The organism is Bacillus litorisediminis, assembly GCF_022808645.1.
Taxonomy (GTDB): Bacteria; Bacillota; Bacilli; order Bacillales; family JC228; genus Bacillus_BF; species Bacillus_BF litorisediminis.
In genome coordinates this window covers 1-18,283 of sequence record NZ_JAKZKT010000042.1, presented here as the reverse complement: position 1 = coordinate 18,283, position 18,283 = coordinate 1, and the positions used below count along the sequence as shown (strand labels likewise).

Annotated in this window: 16 protein-coding genes, 1 rRNA gene, 1 pseudogene and 1 riboswitch; of the genes and pseudogenes, 13 read left to right on the top strand and 5 right to left on the bottom strand. The window is 36.7% G+C overall.

Translation table 11 applies throughout. The annotated features are described in order from the left end of the window. Nucleotides 1-16: 16 nt before the first annotated feature. On the bottom strand, nt 17-394 hold the full coding sequence (locus MLE14_RS17645) for a hypothetical protein (protein ID WP_243299730.1): 378 nt from the start codon (nt 392-394) through the stop codon (nt 17-19). Between the two features lie 411 nt (nt 395-805). Between MLE14_RS17645 and MLE14_RS17640 the strand changes: the two genes are divergently transcribed. Further along, complete coding sequence (locus MLE14_RS17640) at nt 806-1,471, top strand: DUF3800 domain-containing protein (protein ID WP_243299729.1); 666 nt, start codon at nt 806-808, stop codon at nt 1,469-1,471. A gap of 364 nt (nt 1,472-1,835) precedes the next feature. On the opposite strand, the gene MLE14_RS17635 is transcribed toward MLE14_RS17640, so the two are convergent. Continuing rightward, nucleotides 1,836-2,096, bottom strand: a complete 261-nt coding sequence (locus MLE14_RS17635) for a hypothetical protein (protein WP_243299727.1) — start codon at nt 2,094-2,096, stop codon at nt 1,836-1,838. Nucleotides 2,097-2,654: 558 nt separating this feature from the next. On the opposite strand from MLE14_RS17635, the gene MLE14_RS17630 reads away from it, so the two are divergent. The 5 genes from MLE14_RS17630 to MLE14_RS17610 all read left to right on the top strand — a co-directional run bounded on the left by MLE14_RS17630 (nt 2,655) and on the right by MLE14_RS17610 (nt 7,307). Then, nucleotides 2,655-2,927, top strand: coding sequence for a hypothetical protein (locus MLE14_RS17630; protein WP_243299726.1), 273 nt, complete (start codon nt 2,655-2,657; stop codon nt 2,925-2,927). Then, nucleotides 2,924-3,559: a hypothetical protein gene (locus tag MLE14_RS17625; protein WP_243299725.1), complete on the top strand. Its 636-nt coding sequence runs from the start codon at nt 2,924-2,926 to the stop codon at nt 3,557-3,559. Before MLE14_RS17630 ends, MLE14_RS17625 begins: the two co-directional genes overlap by 4 nt. Nucleotides 3,560-3,629: 70 nt before the next feature. Next, nucleotides 3,630-4,097 carry a hypothetical protein gene (locus MLE14_RS17620; RefSeq protein WP_243299724.1) on the top strand — a complete coding sequence of 156 codons (468 nt, stop codon included), beginning with the start codon at nt 3,630-3,632 and terminating at the stop codon, nt 4,095-4,097. Between the two features lie 1,607 nt (nt 4,098-5,704). Continuing rightward, nucleotides 5,705-6,706 (top strand): DUF3231 family protein, encoded by a 1,002-nt coding sequence (locus tag MLE14_RS17615; protein ID WP_243299723.1) that lies wholly within the window; start codon nt 5,705-5,707, stop codon nt 6,704-6,706. Nucleotides 6,707-6,959: 253 nt separating this feature from the next. Continuing rightward, a complete protein-coding gene (locus MLE14_RS17610; RefSeq protein WP_243299722.1) occupies nt 6,960-7,307 on the top strand; it encodes a hypothetical protein in 348 nt (115 codons plus the stop codon). Nucleotides 7,308-7,359: 52 nt separating this feature from the next. Here MLE14_RS17610 and MLE14_RS17605 read toward each other — a convergent pair whose 3' ends face one another. Next, nucleotides 7,360-7,851, bottom strand: a complete 492-nt coding sequence (locus tag MLE14_RS17605; protein ID WP_313897780.1) for a GyrI-like domain-containing protein — start codon at nt 7,849-7,851, stop codon at nt 7,360-7,362. 3 nt (nt 7,852-7,854) lie between these two features. Beyond that, nucleotides 7,855-8,067: pseudogene (locus tag MLE14_RS17600) on the bottom strand (helix-turn-helix transcriptional regulator); the annotation flags it as partial. A gap of 104 nt (nt 8,068-8,171) precedes the next feature. Between MLE14_RS17600 and MLE14_RS17595 the strand changes: the two are divergent. From MLE14_RS17595 to MLE14_RS17570, 6 genes are all read left to right on the top strand, one after another. Further along, a complete protein-coding gene (locus MLE14_RS17595; protein ID WP_243299721.1) occupies nt 8,172-8,639 on the top strand; it encodes a GyrI-like domain-containing protein in 468 nt (155 codons plus the stop codon). A gap of 480 nt (nt 8,640-9,119) precedes the next feature. Continuing rightward, the gene (locus MLE14_RS17590; protein WP_390629130.1) at nt 9,120-10,070 is read left to right on the top strand and encodes an AAA family ATPase; all 951 of its coding nucleotides are present in this window, start codon (nt 9,120-9,122) and stop codon (nt 10,068-10,070) included. Beyond that, complete coding sequence (locus MLE14_RS17585; RefSeq protein WP_243299720.1) at nt 10,071-11,288, top strand: DUF58 domain-containing protein; 1,218 nt, start codon at nt 10,071-10,073, stop codon at nt 11,286-11,288. It abuts the gene before it with no gap. Further along, entirely contained in the window at nt 11,285-13,483 is a 2,199-nt protein-coding gene (locus tag MLE14_RS17580) for a transglutaminaseTgpA domain-containing protein (RefSeq protein ID WP_243299719.1), read from the top strand. Before MLE14_RS17585 ends, MLE14_RS17580 begins: the two co-directional genes overlap by 4 nt. Nucleotides 13,484-13,663: 180 nt before the next feature. Then, a complete protein-coding gene (gene guaA, locus MLE14_RS17575) occupies nt 13,664-15,214 on the top strand; it encodes a glutamine-hydrolyzing GMP synthase (protein WP_243299718.1) in 1,551 nt (516 codons plus the stop codon). A 102-nt stretch (nt 15,215-15,316) separates the two neighbouring features. Next, a riboswitch (purine riboswitch) is annotated at nt 15,317-15,418 on the top strand. 197 nt (nt 15,419-15,615) lie between these two features. Next, nucleotides 15,616-16,950 carry an NCS2 family permease gene (locus MLE14_RS17570; protein WP_243299717.1) on the top strand — a complete coding sequence of 445 codons (1,335 nt, stop codon included), beginning with the start codon at nt 15,616-15,618 and terminating at the stop codon, nt 16,948-16,950. 76 nt (nt 16,951-17,026) lie between these two features. Here the strand turns inward: MLE14_RS17570 and MLE14_RS17565 are convergent, their stop codons facing one another. Next, entirely contained in the window at nt 17,027-17,320 is a 294-nt protein-coding gene (locus MLE14_RS17565; RefSeq protein ID WP_243299716.1) for a hypothetical protein, read from the bottom strand. Between the two features lie 704 nt (nt 17,321-18,024). On the opposite strand from MLE14_RS17565, the gene MLE14_RS17560 reads away from it, so the two are divergent. Continuing rightward, a 16S ribosomal RNA gene (locus MLE14_RS17560) occupies nt 18,025-18,283 on the top strand; the annotation flags it as partial.

Genomic DNA, 18,283 nt, shown 5'->3' with positions numbered 1-18,283 from the left:
GGCTGTTTTTAAATTCTTACTGAATTATTTTTATATTAAAGGTACCTAAGTCATTCTCTTTTGCTGTTGCATTTACAATATCTAAGATTCTGTCATTATCAACTGTTTTTGTGTTGGTACTTAATACTACTTCTATATCTTTTTTTTCTTCAGAATAAACAAAGAGTCTAAACTGTGATGTATACCCTTCCTTTTTTAAATTACTTTCCAGTTCATCTAAAAAATTTACTTTATGAATTTTATCTACCATTCTATTTACACTCTCAACTTGATCATCATGCTCGTGGCGATTTGAATATGATTTTGCTTGTGAATCTTGGTTAATTAGAAATACTGTACTAATCACAAGAAGCAAAGCCAAAATTGCCAGAATTGAAACATAAATTTTTTTCATTAGTAACCTCCTATTCCTGATTTTCGATGTTATAAATATATGCTTGTTTCTATAATCTATACATAAATTTTCTATATCATACATTTATTTTCCAATTGAGCGTCACGCCAAAAAATAAAGCCCTTCTCATTCGAGAGGGGCTTTTGATTTTTTATTAGCGAGTCCACCTTGTCATGTTTAAAACCGAACAAACTTTCTATATTTACTTTTAAAAAAAGTGTTTACTATAATAACGCCTTATATCAATAGTGCAGATAGTCGAAATCTTGTTTTCTATTTTGTCTATTGTTGAAGTGTTATAGAGAAAAAAGTCGTGGTATAATACTAGTTATCCACAATATCCACAATAATAAGAAAATAGATGTAGTTATAATATAGATACAGAGATAAAGGTGAGAAAGGAAGTCTTTTATGGGTGACAAGTTGGTTTTGAATTTTGATGAATCTGGGAACTTGGGTAAACAAGGAAGATTTTTTACAATTGCATGCATTGAAATGGAAAATACAAAACCCCTGAGTAATGTAATGAAAAAAGCAATACTAAAAACTAAACAGAAATTCCCTGAGTTTATGGCACAATCAGAAATTAAAGCAAGTGACGCTTATCCTCCAATTAAGGACTATTTTCTTAGAAAGATAGCTTCTAAGGATCTGAAAATTAGATATATTGTTGCTGATCTCCACCATGTAAAGCCCAGGTTACTTGAAGATGAGAATTTACTCTATAACTATATGTTAAAGTTCATCATAGATTCAGTAGCAACCAAAAAAGGGCTGAAGCATTTAGTTATTAATTTGGATAAGCGAACCATAAAAGTCGAATCAACTAATTCCTTTGAGAATTACATAAAAATAAGGTTAAACTATGAACTTAATCTTGATTTACAGGTTGTAGTAAATTACATTGAATCACAAAATTCTTACCCGATTCAAGCTGCAGATTTTATTGCAAATGCTATTTATTCTAAATATGAATATAATTATTCCTATAACTTCGATCTAATTTCCCATAAAATTGTACATCGTGAACATTTCCCTAGAAGGTTATTCGGACAAAAGAAAGTTGTCAGTTTGTAACATCGTGCACGGGCATGACATTGTGTGTCGTTGAGTGACACTTTTTTGTTTACAAGTGTTCATAAGTGATGTAATATAGAGACATCTAAAACGGGCGTAAGTAAACCCTATAAATTCGTGTGACAACACTTTACACATAAACTGCCTGTGTGGTAGTCGATTTATAGGTATTACGCTTGTCACCCATAAAACTTATTGACCAAGGTATATTTGGTCTTTTTTTGTGCATATTAATAGTTAATAAGATAGAGTAAACCCTATAAATACGTGTGTATTCATTGAACACATAAGCGGTCTGTGATGGCAGCCGATTTATAGGTTTCTATCTTAACATGAAAAAACCCCTTCTCCTGAGAAGGGGTTTTTAAAATGGCAAATCGTCCTTAATTACTGGTGTAACCTTTTTCACTAGCTCCATGATATCCTTCTCGTCATATGTCACCTTCAAAATCTCCGTTTTTCGATATCCTGTGTCATATTTAATCCTTTGAATTTGCTGGTAAGCAATTACTGCCACCGTCCAATCAGGATCTTTTCTAAAATCATTGACCTTAACTGGAAAGTGACCTACACTTTCAGTCCCAATTCCATCTATACTTAGTTGCACTCTAATTAAAATTTCCACTCTTACTTTCCTTCCTGCTTCACCCAAATCTCTCTTTGGTACATATCTAATTCTTCACAAATATTATATAACGTTTCAAAAGAAGGTAGGCCATTATTCAAGTAGACTCAAGCACTTCTACTTTTAAATAACTTTTTATTCAGAATTTTTCCTGGGTAAAGGTGTTATCTTTTTGTTTCTATTCAGTAAAGATTACTCCTAGTCTTTTTCATATCATCACTTCTTTGGGCTAATTCGATAGCCTGTATTTTAAACCCTATCGAAAAGTCTAATGGACAAGATATATGGATTCAATATGGAAAAAAATAAAAAAGTATATAATATATGGAAATTAATATATCCAGTTTAAAACCATTTATGATATAATATGGTATATAATATTCCGACTTTTTGGAATGTTATAGAAAGAATAAGAAGGGTGGCAATTCTTAAAACAAAAAATACTGTGTACGCTTAAGGACAGCTGTAGATTTTCATAAAACAATTTCATCATGATTTTTGCTCTAAAGAAAATCATCAATGATTAGACATAGAGATAAATATTATGGAAGAAAACAAATGAAGACTAAACGTTTTAAATTTATCGTTTTAGCTGTTGTAGCTCTAATGCTAGCATTTTCGATGACATCATTTGCAAATGATGAAAATAAGGAAGACATTACATTGGATGATGTTCAACTGGAACCTGGAAAAGTAGATCTTGAAAAGTTACCAAAGGAATTAAAAGAAAAAGTTAAGAATAAAGTAGAAAAAGTTGATGCGTATTTTATAGAGCTACATGACACTCAAGCAAAGCTTGATTATTTAGAAGAACTTTCTAAAGATAATTGACAAAATCCCAACAAAAAGAATATGATGAATTATCTGATAGATTAAGAGAGTTAGAAAGTGAAGACTACTTAAAAAAATTAGGACTTTCAAAAATTGAAAATGATCCTGATACTAATGTGGAAATAGCATCTACTATTAATGATGTAGACATGCCTAAACCTACAATGTACTATGATAATGATATGCAAATGTACGTTATGACAGGATATTGGAACTGGAATAAAACTTATCCTGATTCAACTGTAGGTGGAACAGATGGATTTGCATTAGGTGTCGCGCAAGAACAAATCAGTGTTTTTGAACATGGTCTTAGAACCAGTAAAAAGGATGGGACCTCGTCAACACCTAGTGTCCAATCTCCTTATGTAAACGGGTATGGAATAGGATTTGAGTTTCAGGATAGCGGCTTAGGGTTAAACTATAACTGCTATAAAGGAACAGGATGGGTGTATTTTAGATTCTATAATGGCACACCTGTAGGAAAAACAATTAATTTTAATTCAAAATATGGGCATAGTTGGTCTAGTACTGAAGTGACTGGATTTTCTATAGGTCCAACTGACTTAGGTATTTCATGGAATTATTCGACTAACAAATTTGAAGATAGTAACTATGGTACTAAAACATTCTGATTTTTTGATTTATAGAAGGTGTAGGGTAACTCCTACACCTTCTATACATTAATATATAGGAGGAAATATTTTGAAATCACTTAAAATGGTTTTGATTTCCTTTTTTTTAATGTTAACTACTGCATGTACGAATAATGATAACTATATTGTTGAGACCTTAAATAATTCTTTAAATGAAGAAATTGATTTGAATAATATGGTTAGAGTTAACTATCCTCCGCAAGAGCTGGTTATATATGAATCTTTAAAAGATAACACGATATACATATTTATTTTCCAGGATAATAAACACCTTGAAACCACTTCTTATAAGCCGAATGATATACATAATGAAGGATACTTATGGAATTACATCGAGAACGAAGATAATAATATGTATGTCCTTGTAGGGGGGGTATCTAAAAAAATGAATCCACAACTAATGATTAACGAAAAGGAATTTACTGGAAACATTATAAGTCTTGATGATGCATATATATTCTTTTCGTTTTACGATAATCCTCTCTCAAAACCTGTTAAAGTGGAGTTAAGTAAATAATAGTGCAAAAATAAATTCGGTAAAATATCTCCGAGGTCTTTAAATTATAATTTTAAGCCCATCTCATTAGAGGGAGAGGGGCTTAATCTATTGTTCATACTAATTCTGTAATGTCGCTGTCTTTATGCAAGGTAGCCATTTAACTGTTCTCTAATTATAAATTGTGTAGGTTATATCCTTGTTCAGATCTCTCCTTTATTCATGGACTCTTGGCTATCATCGGAAAAGCAATAGGTGATTTTTTTAAAACTCACACAAAAATCACAAAAGTAAAATACAAATACGAAAAAATTCAAAATCTCATTCCGAAAAATCGAGTTATACAGAACTTGAAAAATAACTTTTGAAAAGGTTCGAAAATAGGCGAAATCTTATTAAAAGATGGGCGGCATGATGTAATTTTCTCTTCGTGAAAATAAGAAGCTGTCATAGATAAAAACTTTTTTGTAATCAATGGACTACTTCCGTGAAAATGGAGGTAGTCTTTTTTTGTTAATTAATTCCTCATCGGTTTATGAGCCGTTTCTCACTGTTAAGTGCCGATTCTCATTGTTTAATGTGCCGATTCTCATTGTTTAGTGCCGCTTCCATTGTTTAATGTGCAGTTTCTCATTGTTTAAGTGCCGCTTCTACCGTTTATGTGCCGGTCCTCACCGTTTATGAGCCGTGTCTCATCGTTTATGAGCCGTTCCTCATCGTTTATGAGCAGTGTCTTATTGTTATGAGCCGTGTCTCATCGTTATGTGCCGCTTCTACCGTTTATGTGCCGTTCCTCATCGTTTATGAGCGGTTTCTCATCGTTTATGTGCCGCTCCTCATCGTTTATGAGCAGTGTCTTATTGTTATGAGCCGTGCCTCATCGTTTATAAGCCGTTTCTCACTGTTTATGAGCCGTGCCTCATCGTTATGTGCCGCTTCTCACAGTTTAAGTGCCTTTTCTCACTGTTTAAGTGCCTTTTCTTACTGTTATGTGCCGTTCCTCATCGTTTATGAGCGGTTTCTCATCGTTTATAAGCCGTTGCTCATCATTATGTGCTGTTCCTCATTGTTTAAGTGCCGTTTCTCACTGTTTAGGTGCCTTTCCTCATCGTTATGTGCCGTTTCTCACTGTTTAAGTGCCGTGTCTTATTGTTATGAGCCGTGCCTCATCGTTTATGAGCAGTGTCTTATTGTTATGAGCCGTGCCTCATCGTTTATGAGCAGTGTCTTATTGTTATGAGCAGTGTCTTATTGTTATGAGCAGTGTCTTATTGTTATGAGCAGTGTCTTATTGTTATGAGCCGTGCCTCATCGTTTATAAGCCGTTTCTCACTGTTTATGAGCCGTGCCTCATCGTTATGTGCCGCTTCTCACAGTTTAAGTGCCGTTTCTCACTGTTTCAGTGCCTTTTCTTACTGTTATGTGCCGTTCCTCATCGTTTATGAGCCGTTTCTCACTGTTTTATGTGCTGATCCTCACTGTTTATGAGCCGTTTCTCTTGTAATAATTATTTCAAATTTATTAAACCGTGACAGCTATTTATTTTTAGCAGGGCACGCTGAAAGAAAAGCAGAATAATTTTTGGAAGGATGAAGAAACTAGGAAAAACAATCAAATGAGTGGTCGGCATGAAAGCGGGATCAAATAAAACAGCACCTAACGAAAAACTGACATCGGCAGAAATGGGTAAACTTTGGGCTACCTATATGGGAAACAGTATGGCAATCTGCGTTTTAAGTTATTTTCTTCAGCACGTTGAGGATCAGGATATTAAAAATTTATTGGAACATGCATTGAAATTAAGCAAAGAATTTATAAACACGACGAAAGATATTTTAGAAAAGGAAAACTTTCCTATTCCTGATGGGTTTGGTGAAAAAGATGTAAACATGGGTGCCCCGCGTTTATTTGAAGATCAATACTATGTGCATTACTTGAAATATACTGCTAAAGCAGGAATGAGCATCTATAGTGTAGGGTTACCCCTTATGTTTAGAAAGGCTATAGAAGAATTTTTTAGACATTGTGTGGTTTCCACTATGGATTTAATGAAATACACCAAAGACATATTGATTAGCAAGGGTTTTATCATGAAACCGCCATTCATTCCAATACCTGAAAAAGTGGAATATGTTCATCGGGATTTTTTAAATGGCTTCTTCGGGCATGTACGGCCAATGCAAGCATTAGAGATTGCCCATTTTTACGATAGTATTGAGACAGCTACAACGAGCCGAGCCTTACTTACGGCGTTTATCCAGGTCGCAAAAGATGAAAAGATCCGGCAATTGTTAGAGAGAGGAAAAGAAGTTATCACAGCAAATATGGAGAGCTTTTCACAAAAATTGCGTGATGAAAATTTTCCCGCACAGCCTTCTTTGGATCATTTAGTGACAAAATCTGCGTTTTCCCCCTTTTCTGATAAGTTAATGCTATTTCATGCGATGGATATGTCATCCATGAAGATTCGAGTATTCGGAAATTCATTGGCTGCAGACGGAAGGCATGATATAGCGCTGGTTTATACGAAAGCCGTCATGAGAATTGCATCTTTTGTTGAGCAAGCAACTAAACTTTTTATTGATAAGGGTTGGATGGAAAAGCCGCCCATGAGAATCACTGGACACTAAGGACTCTATGACCATAAAGATTTAAAAGATTATGAGAAAGACATGGATACATTGGATGAAAGGAAACTATTTACTATAAGAAACTTCTCATTAGTGAATGCACTAGCGGGAAGTTTCTTTTTTATATTTTTGACCGTTTTATTTGTCTTGTTTAGTCGCGGTAATGTAATGAATCAGAAAAGAAATTGAAATAGAGGATTGATAAAATGTATGTATATTTCTTAAAAAAATGCAGGGGAAAAGGAAGAATAAAATGGAATCACATGTTGAAAAAGCACTAAGAGAATGGAAAAAGGAAATCAATACTCTGTTAGATGGAATAGATAAGGAATATGAAGAAACAAAAAGTGAATTGCAAGTGTATTCCTATAAATACAACATAACAAAACAGGTTGTCCAATCAACGGTGAATGAAGAACTGATTCGGAGTATCCGTGAACAATATCAAAAGCCATTTGAAAAAAAGTTCAATGAATTGAAAGGGTCTATAAAGGAGCTAGAGGAAAGAAAAAAAGTCTATCAAATGTTTATTGATAAAATCGATAGAGTTTTTGAAAAAGGGGATGAACAGTCACCAGTATTTCGAAATGAGACTTATTAGTTTTTTAATACATAGATTATTTGCAAATAAAACCCTCAGAAGTGTGAGGGTTTTATTTAACCGGAATTAGAATTTCAAATCGATTGCTGGATTTACTAGGCTCATAATGTTCATCATAAATTTCAAGGCTGTAAGATTGATAGTTTCGTTCATATTGATTTTTTTCGAACCAGTTATGAATAAATTGATAGGTTCGATCAATATGATCCCGTTCCATGACACCGTGATGATAGAAGGAAGCATATGTATTTGCGGGAACAGTGAGCTGGGTCATATTGTTTGGTACTTTAGTAAAATTTTCGACTTCTACTGTGACGTAATAAGTAAAGTCTGTTTTACGATTGTGAGAAACTCCGATTCTTCGATTGGAGTTAACAACGTCCCCGATTTCTTCTAAATGTTCAATTAACCGAAACCACAATCTTGGAATCAGTACTTCTGCTTCCCTGAACGCTTTATATGGGGCAGTGAATTCATACCCCACCACTTTTATTTCATCTAGCTGAACCTTTTGATTAAATATCTCTGGAGAGGAACTGTTCACCTTTATAGGAGGCAAGGCCCGTTCTTTTAAAATAAAATAACCGCCTTTTACACCAGGCTCCGAATATAAAGGGACACCCAGTTCACTTAATTCTTGCAAATAACGCCACATGGTCCGGTAAGAAACCTGAAATTCGTCAGCCATTTCTTGTACGGTGAACTGTTTTTTAAGATTCACGAGCTCCATTAATTCAATTAAACGTTTCGATTTAGCCATGGAAATCACACACTTATTATTTTTTTGAAAATATGACAGAAATTGTCCAATTTCGCTGATATACTCATGCTGAAAAAACAAATGTAAAAGGAAGGTTGATAAGTATGGAAATTTCTGTTGTAACTAGAAGTGCTTTTAAAGGAATTGGAGTCAAGTGGAGTGGTACGTATGAACAGGCAGCAAAAGGTGAAATAAGGACCGTCCACCAGAAATTTCGGAACGAGTTGGATCAAATAAAAAATCGTGTTAATCCCAACATCATTACAGGTCTATCTTATCACAATGATGCCAATAGTTTTACTTATTATTTAGTCGCAGAAGCAGAAAATCTTGATTTCATTCCAGAAGGGATGGAAACGATATCTGTTCCGTCGTATACCTTTGTTACATCCAGTTATGAAGGTGAACAGGTTCATGAGGCATATACTCAATTGCATCAATGGATTGAACAAAATGGATATATACTAGATCAAGACGAACTGCATTATTTAGAGGAATATCCAGTCGATTATAATCCATTAACCGATCATCCCCATTTAAAAATTCATATACCTGTAAAGGAAAAAGAATAAATCGAGGGAATATAAATTGCAGAGGTGAAAAACTGTCTCTTCATAGAGGAGAGAATCACGTTAACGGGAAATGATAAGGGATATTTATATCAGTTGAGAGAATTTAGATTAGCGATAGAAAGTCAAAATTAATAGATGTTGGAATAAAACTTGGTGAAGCCTTAGTGATGAGGTGTAAACCAAGTTTTTTATTAATTCACGCAGATTGTCCAATTTCAATAATCCGATAGTTTCAGATATTAATAAAATATGTTACATTTAAGTTACTATTGGTTTTCATTTGCCAATTTGTATAGACCTTATTTTTTCAAAATTGGAAAAACTGGTTTACATAAAGGGGCTTTTGTTTCCTGGAGTGAGTAGGCATATGGGTAAATAGGCGTGTTTACGCTATATATAGATTGTCCTTGAGTTTACCGCTGTTAGGAACCGGATATAATGTGTAGTATTATTTGATTCAGGGGCTAGGAGGAGTTATTATTGGAAAATTTGCATCCAGAATTATTAAGAGTAATAGAAAATATTGAAAAAGTAATGATTGGGAAAAGACAGGTTGCCGAGCTCAGTTTAGTAGCTTTATTGGCAGATGGGCACGTTTTGCTGGAGGATGTGCCTGGAGTAGGGAAAACAATGATGGTGCGGGCACTTGCTAAATCAGTAAGTGCGAAGTTTAGAAGAATCCAATTTACACCGGATTTATTGCCTTCAGATGTAACCGGGGTTTCTATCTATAATCCAAAGGAACTAGAATTTGAGTTTAAGCCGGGACCGATTATGGGGAATATCATCTTAGCAGATGAAATTAATCGTACCTCACCTAAAACCCAATCTGCTTTATTAGAAGGTCTTGAAGAAAAAAGTGTGACCATTGATGGCGTTACTCATTACTTGGATCGTCCATTTTTTGTTATGGCGACACAAAACCCGATTGAATACGAAGGGACTTATCCGCTTCCAGAAGCACAGCTCGACCGTTTTCTTTTAAAAATGAAAATGGGTTATCCTTCTGCTAAGGAAGAGGTAGAAGTGTTGAGCCGTGCCCAAAAGACACCGCCAATTGAAGATTTAGAACCGATTATCTCTTTAGAGGAACTGCGGCAGCTGCAACAGCAGGTGCGCGAAGTCATGGTGGATGATACGCTTAAAATGTATATAGTCGATATCGCGACAAGGACGAGAGCTCATGCCAGTATCTTTTTAGGAGTCAGTCCTCGGGGCTCAATTGCGCTAATGAAAGCAGCTCAAGCCTATGCTCTTCTGCACGATCGTGATTATGTGATTCCAGATGATATACAATATTTAGCACCATTTGTGTTTACACATCGGATCATCTTAAAATCAGAAGCTAAATTTGAAGGTATCTCTGCAGAGGACGTAATTAAACAGATACTCGGACGAGTTCCAGTACCTGTACAAAGGCTTGTGAGATAAATGAAAAAGTGGAAACCTTATTTCTTCACCTTTGGCAAGCTCTTTATTCTTTTATTTCTGTCTGCCATTGTGTTTAGCTACGCGATGTTTCAAGGCGGATTTGTCAGCTGGTTTTTATTTTATAGTTTTTTGCCGTTTGCCCTGTATTCATTCATATTAGTCTTTTACCCGATTCGGGACTTTAAAGTGGAGCGGGTCATTTCACATAAGGAACGCTTAGCAGGTGAATCCTTGCCGATTCGGTTAATCATTACAAGAAGTATTCCTGTTCCCTTGTTTTATTTGATAATGGAAGAGCAGGTTTCTGAAAAAACTTCCAAACGGTTTAACCATACCTCGTTAAAATCACTTGTCTTTCCGGGATTTAGAAAACATATTGAAGTAGCCTTTACGATTCATCATATTCCAAGAGGAGAGCATGAATTTACCGGTATTCGGATGAAGGTTGGAGATGTATTAGGCCTTATTGAAAAAGAGGTTATCATTCCATGCGAAAATAAGGTTCTCGTCTATCCAGCCTATGAAGATATGATATACCGGCCGGTTGAACATCAATATGAGCAAGGGACGACATCCTCTAATGTAAAGGTTCAACGTGATACATCTATGGCAATTGGCGTAAGAGATTATCAGCCGGGAGACCGTTTTTCATGGATTAATTGGAAGGCAACTGCGAAAAAGAATGAAATCATGACTAAGGAATTTGAGCAGAGACGATCACATGATGTCATGATCATATTGGATCGAACTCCATCTAATCATTTTGAAAGAGTCGTCAATTATGCATCGTCTCTGACCCGTGCCATCCTGAAAAAAGGAGCCCAATGCGGGATTACATCAGTTGGGAAGGAAAGAACCATTATTCCGATTCGTGCAGGGGAAAGTCATCTTCAGGCGATTCAATTTCATCTGGCAAAAGTAGAGGCTGATTGTGAACAAAGCTTTCATCAAGTATTAGAAAGCGAAAGAGTACGACTGCTTCAGATGCCAATCTTGATGGTCCTGACTTCTCATATTCATCAAGGACTCATCGATGAAATGAGAAAGCTGACACTTCGAAATGCACAAGTGTTTCTATTCGTAATCAAGGGCAAAAATGAAAAGCTGTCTGCCCAGGAAGCTGATCTTCGAATACAAGGGACGAGGAGCGGACTTTGGATTCGGTTTGTCCATGAAGGCGAATTTAGTGAATCCTTTGTGGGGGTAAGGCGTTCATGAAAAAACAATACCAATTATCGTGGTTAACCTTTATCCTTCATCTCTTTGGATTTTTACTTCTATGGGAATGGATTCGGCCGCTCGAGCAAGTCGCCGATACGGGAGATACGCATGTATTTATCATATTTATCGGGGCAGGACTTCTGCTTTTTTATCTGAGGATGCATTGGGGAATTCATTTATTCCTAAGCATTATCTATTTTCTCTATACCATTTATGTTCTGTTCCCCATTCAAGGTGTTTTTTCATTTTGGGACTGGTTTCCTTACTATCGGGACGATGTCTTTTATAATATTCAGCTTATTTTCCAAGCGGATTGGCAAGCAATGTCAAACCCGTTCAGAACCACTTTGTTCTTTGTTGTGTTGTGGCTGATGATTTATTTAATTCATTATTGGCTCACAACAAGAAAAAGAATTTTTCTATTCTTATTTTTTACGCTGATTTATATTACAATTTTAGATACCTTTTCACCGTATGATGCAAAAGGTGCAATTGTACGTACAGTTACGCTCGGCTTTTTATCTTTAGGTCTGCTCTATTTCTCAAGATTACTGGATCGGGAAGGAATATCCCATAAAGGAAGAGTTTTTAATAAATGGGCCTTCTCATTGGCATTAATGGTAGGGTTCAGTACATTAGTTGCCATGGCCGCACCGAAAGCTAGTCCAATCTGGCCAGACCCTGTTCCTTATTTGGAGGCGTTTTACAAACGGGGAGAAGACCCAGGAGGTCTGCGGAAATCCGGATACTCAATGGATGATTCCCAGCTGGGAGGTCCTTATATCGCGGACAATACGTTAGTTTTCCAAGCAGAAGTAGACGACACGCATTATTGGCGGATCGAAACTAAAGATCTTTACACTGGCAAAGGGTGGATTGCCGATCAGCCTTCGTCAACGATTCCATTTGAGGCTGAGCAGCCTGTACCGCTGACCCTTTTCCCTGAAGAAAGCCGCGGAGAAAATGAAAGAACTGCACAAATTCAATTTTCACAGGTGTTTACTCAGCTGGTATATCCATCGGGAATAAATCAAGTTGTCGATACCAATCCAAATGCCAGTTTTCTGTTGGATTCTTCGGTAGAAAGAATTACACCATTACGTAATGGAAACCCTACTCCGATTAATTCAGTTGAGTATACGTACCACATGCCTCTGTATAGTTTAAGCGGCATGAAAGCTGCGCAAAACACTGGAGGATTATCACCAGATTTTGTGGCCAGATACACGCAGCTTCCAGAGACGCTTCCATCCAGAGTTATAGACTTAGCGGAAGAAATAACAGCAGGTAAAGCCGATTGGTATGATAAAGCAACAGCAATCAGGGATTATCTGCGCAGCGGGCGGTATACGTATGATCAAATTAATGTTGCCATTCCGGGTGAGGAAGACGATTATGTAGACCAATTTTTATTTGAAACATTACGTGGCTATTGTGATAATTTTTCCACTTCAATGGTTGTGCTCCTTCGGGCTGTAGATATTCCAGCACGTTGGGTAAAAGGATTTACAGAGGGAACCGTTAGCGATTATCTATCAAATGGTCGCATTGTGTACGATATTCAAAATAATAATGCCCATTCATGGGTAGAGGTATATTTCCCAGAAGTGGGCTGGGTCCCGTTTGAACCAACACCAGGATTCACCAATAATGTAACGATTGATTACGACTTGGAAATAGACAGAGAAGATGCCGAAACACCAGAACTTCCGGAAACGGAAACACCGGAACAGCAAAATCCTGAAGAAGAAGATTCCTCTTCTTCAGGCGGGGGAGATGGTCTGACTCTAGGCGAGATTTGGGATCAAATCAAAACCTTCGTCACCGCTCATATATACTGGTTCTTAGCCGGCTTCACAGTTGCAGTCTTAATCAGTATATATCTGTATAAGATAAGGGCGAAATGGCTGCCGCGGGTTCTTTTCCTAAAGTATCGTAACAAAAAAGATGCGATTTCCTTTATGGATTCTTACGTTTCCTTACTTCGTCAATTAAAAAGATATGGCATTAAACTGGAGGACGGCCAAACGTTAAGAACATATGCGAAATATATCGATTCTTTCTTTTCAACTACAGATATGTCCAAGATGACAAAGGTTTATGAAAGTTTTGTGTACGGACAAAACAGAGAGGCAGATTTTGAGGAATTGATGAAATGTTGGGAAAATTTAATGAAAAAAACAATGGCTTGATTATCCTGCCATCGGTTGATAAAATACGTGTAAATTGAAGAACCTTATTCACCTAAAAGCTGAATAGGCTCTTAAACGAATTAACTAGAATTCTGTCATTTACCTGACAGGTTCTAGTTTTTTGTTGAGGGGACTTCAAATAAAAGTAAAAGGGCATATTGAATAAACGAGGTGACTGTTATGACAAAATCAGCTTTTCCTGAACAGGAAAAAATCGTTGTATTGGATTTCGGAAGCCAGTATAACCAATTAATCACAAGAAGAATTCGGGAATTTGGTGTATATTCAGAATTGCACCCTCATACGCTATCCGCTGAAGAAATCAAAGCGATGAATCCAAAGGGCATTATTTTTTCTGGCGGCCCAAATAGTGTGTATGGACAAAATGCATTTACCTGTGATGAGAATATTTTAAATTTAGGTGTTCCAATCTTAGGTATTTGCTATGGCATGCAGCTTATTACTCACCTATTTGGCGGAAAAGTGGAAAAAGCCCAGCATCGTGAATATGGAAAATCAACTCTTCTTATAAAAGAAGATTCTCCTCTTTTTACTAATCTGCCAAAGGAACAAACAGTATGGATGAGCCATGGAGACTTAGTGGTTGAAACTCCAGATGGATTCAGAGTAGATGGTACAAATCCTTCTTGTCGAATAGCAGCGATGAGTAATCCTGAAAAAGCCATCTATGCAGTTCAATTTCATCCAGAAGTACGCCATTCCGAATACGGAAATGACTTATTGAAAAATTTTGTGTTTGAAATTTGCCAATGTAAAGAAGAATGGTCAATGGAAAACTTCATTGATCTTGAGGTTGAAAGAATTCGTGAGCTAGTAGGAGATAAAAAGGTGCTTTGTGCTTTAAGCGGCGGAGTGGATTCCTCGGTCGTAGCTGCATTAGTTCATAAAGCAATCGGCGATCAGCTTACATGTATGTTTGTAGACCATGGACTATTGCGTAAGGGAGAAGCTGAAGGGGTTATGAAAACATTCTCAGAAGGCTTCAATATGAATGTGGTAAAAATTGATGCAAAGGACCGTTTCTTAAGCAAATTAGCTGGTGTATCTGACCCTGAACAAAAACGGAAAATCATCGGGAATGAATTTATATACGTTTTTGATGATGAAGCAGCCAAATTAGAGGGAATTGATTTTCTGGCACAAGGCACACTTTACACTGACATTATTGAGAGCGGCACAGCCACGGCACAAACCATTAAATCACACCATAATGTCGGCGGTTTGCCTGAAAATATGAAATTTAAATTAATTGAACCGTTGAATACCTTATTTAAGGACGAGGTTCGTGCACTTGGAACCCAGCTTGGACTACCCGATGAAATCGTTTGGCGTCAGCCATTCCCTGGTCCCGGATTAGCGATTAGGGTTTTAGGAGAAGTAACAGAGGAAAAACTAAAAATTGTTCGCGATTCGGATGCGATTCTCCGTGAAGAAATAAGTAATTTTGGATTGGAACGTGACGTTTGGCAATACTTTACGGTTCTCCCGGGTATTAAGAGCGTCGGGGTAATGGGGGACACCAGAACCTATGATCATACAATCGGAATTCGTGCCGTAACTTCTATTGATGGAATGACTTCTGACTGGGCTCGTCTCCCGTGGGAGGTACTTGAAAAAATTTCAACCCGAATTGTTAATGAAGTGGAACATGTCAACCGGGTTGTATACGACATTACCAGTAAGCCTCCTGCAACGATTGAGTGGGAATAAACTTTTAAACGAACATTTATGGTTTTGTATATGTAAAATGTTCGGGTTTATGGTTGACAACCATTCAACAATTTTCTACAATAAACTTTGTAATTATTCTAAAATTCAATAGTTGCATTACGTCGTATAAAATCAGGGATATGGCCTGATCGTTTCTACCGAGCTACCGTAAATAGCTTGACTACGAGGTAATGTGAAAGATGGGTTATCTATTGTTTTTGTCATGACAATAGACACTTGTTTCTTCACATGCCCTTGCAAGCACTCCGACGTAAAAAGTCTGGAGTGCTTTTCGTTTTAAGGGGGATAATAGACAAATAGAAATACGTCTCTTTAAAACGAAGCCTATTTTTGGTGAGGCCTCTTAGGAAGAAAGTACGACGTTATTAGGAGGAGAACAGATGAAGAAATTTTTCCAATTTGAAGAGTTGGGAACGAATTATCGTCGCGAATTCATCGGCGGTTTAACTACATTCTTATCGATGGCATATATTTTGGCTGTCAACCCGCTGACACTGACTATGGCGGATGTTGAAGGATTAGATGAGTCATTGCGGATGGACTACGGAGCAGTATTTGTTGCAACTGCATTGGCTGCAGCAATCGGTACCTTGTTAATGGGGCTTATTGCGAAATATCCAGTCGCTTTAGCTCCAGGTATGGGCTTAAATGCATTCTTTGCTTATACAGTAGTTTTAACAATGGGCATTCCATGGGAAACAGCTCTAACTGGTGTTTTATTTTCAGGTCTTATTTTTATTGTATTAACAGCGTCTGGTCTTCGTGAACGGATTATAAACGCAATTCCGGCAGAGCTCAAATTTGCAGTGGGTGCAGGTATTGGTCTATTTATAACGTTTATTGGTCTTTATAATGCAGGAATTGTCGTTAATAACGATGCCACACTCGTAGGGATAGGGGATTTATCCGCTCCCAATACTTTGTTAGCTATTTTTGGTTTAGTCGTTACTGTCATTCTCATGACCAAAGGTGTAAATGGCGGGGTCTTCTTTGGAATCGTTCTTACCGCAATCGCTGGTATTATTTTCAATTTGGTTGAACCACCAACACAAATCATTGGACAAGTTCCAAGTATTGCGCCGACATTCGGGGCTGCACTTGAACCATTCTTTAATGGATTTGAAGGTATTTTTACTGTTAACATGCTGGTTGTTGTACTAACATTCCTTTTCGTTGACTTCTTTGATACAGCCGGAACGCTTGTAGCTGTAACAAACCAAGCCGGCCTATTGAAAGATAATAAACTGCCAAGAGCAGGTAAGGCTCTTTTTGCAGATGCCACTGCGACAGTTGCAGGTGCTATTTTAGGAACTTCAACTACTACTTCCTATATTGAATCATCAGCAGGTGTAGCCGCTGGCGCAAGATCAGGGTTTGCTTCTGTGGTAACAGCCGGATTATTCATTGTGTCACTCTTTTTCTTCCCGTTACTATCAATTGTAACACCAGCTGTTACTGCACCTGCATTAATTATAGTTGGGGTATTAATGGTTTCGTCTTTAGGCAAAATTGAATGGAATCGATTTGAAATTGCAGTCCCAGCTTTCTTAACAATGGTTACTATGCCACTTACTTATAGCATTTCGACAGGTATTGCAATTGGTTTTATCTTCTATCCAATTACAATGATTATTAAAGGAAAAGCAAAAGAAATTCATCCAATCATGTACGGATTATTTGTCGTCTTCCTTCTCTACTTTATATTTATTGCATAATTTGAAAAAACTCCTTAGGCGACAAAGTTCGTCTAAGGAGTTTTTTATTGACTGAGCTGTTTTGCATGTGAAAAGTTTATTTGGCGGTGGCTTTATATGCGTCGGTTAATAAGAAGATTGCAGTAATAATGTGCATGATCATACCAACAAAGGGGATCCAGGCAACACAGCTTGTCACAATTCCTAAAATACTACCATGTGTATTCTGTTTTTCACGTATAGAGAAAACTAAGGTTATTATATGAAGCCCAAGTAAAATGAATAACGGAGCCCAAAGTGTAGAAAGAATAAGAAGCCCTCCAATGAAAGGTATTCCTACCAGAGCCTCAAGTCCTCCCGTAATCCATTTTAAAATTGCCGAAATTGTCATCCTTTCCCTCCTTTTAAAACCTATATAGTTCAATATACTTAAAAAATGGACAGAACATACCTAAACTATCATGGCAGAAATAGGTGTTGAATTTTGTCGAAAGTTGGTTGACGGTTTAGAGTTATAGTGATATTATTAAAAACATCTTTTGTTAACAATGTGTCAGCGCTAAACGAGCGTTGACATGTTGTTTTTATGAGGATTATAGTTTGGTAGTTTATTAGTAATCTTATTACATCAGATTCAATAAATTACCAATAGACAAATAGGTTTCAAACCCATATAATTAAGTTCTTGCTCATCAAGAGCGAATGAATATAAGTTATTTTGAAATAGTTTATTCATTCATTAATTAGCTGTTGTTATTATTTTCAACACTATATGAATACAAAAAAGCTATTGATGAATAATATTAAGTGTTATATAATTAACATCTTGCTCAAGAGAAATTGAGTATAAATGTTTTACTGAAATAATTAATGTTTCTTGGCTGAGTATTAATTATGAAAGTATATGAGAGATTACAATGATAAAAAATTATTGACATATAGTAATATATGCGATATAATTTAAAAGCTGCTCCTAAAAGAGAGGAAAAAAGAAGTGATTCTTGAAAGGCAGCATGATATATATTGTTCCTTGAAAACTGAACAAAGAAAAGCGTCAACGTTAATTCTATTTTTTTAAGAGCTATATCAAACACTTTTATGGAGAGTTTGATCCTGGCTCAGGACGAACGCTGGCGGCGTGCCTAATACATGCAAGTCGAGCGGACCTCTGGGAGCTTGCTCCCAAAGGTTAGCGGCGGACGGGTGAGTAACACGTGGATAACCTGCCTGTAAGACTGGGATAACTCCGGGAAACCGGGGCTAATACCGGATAGGATTTCGGTTCGCATGAACCGAAATGGAAAGGTGGCTTTTAGCTACCACTTACAGATGGATCCGCGGCGCATTAGCTAGT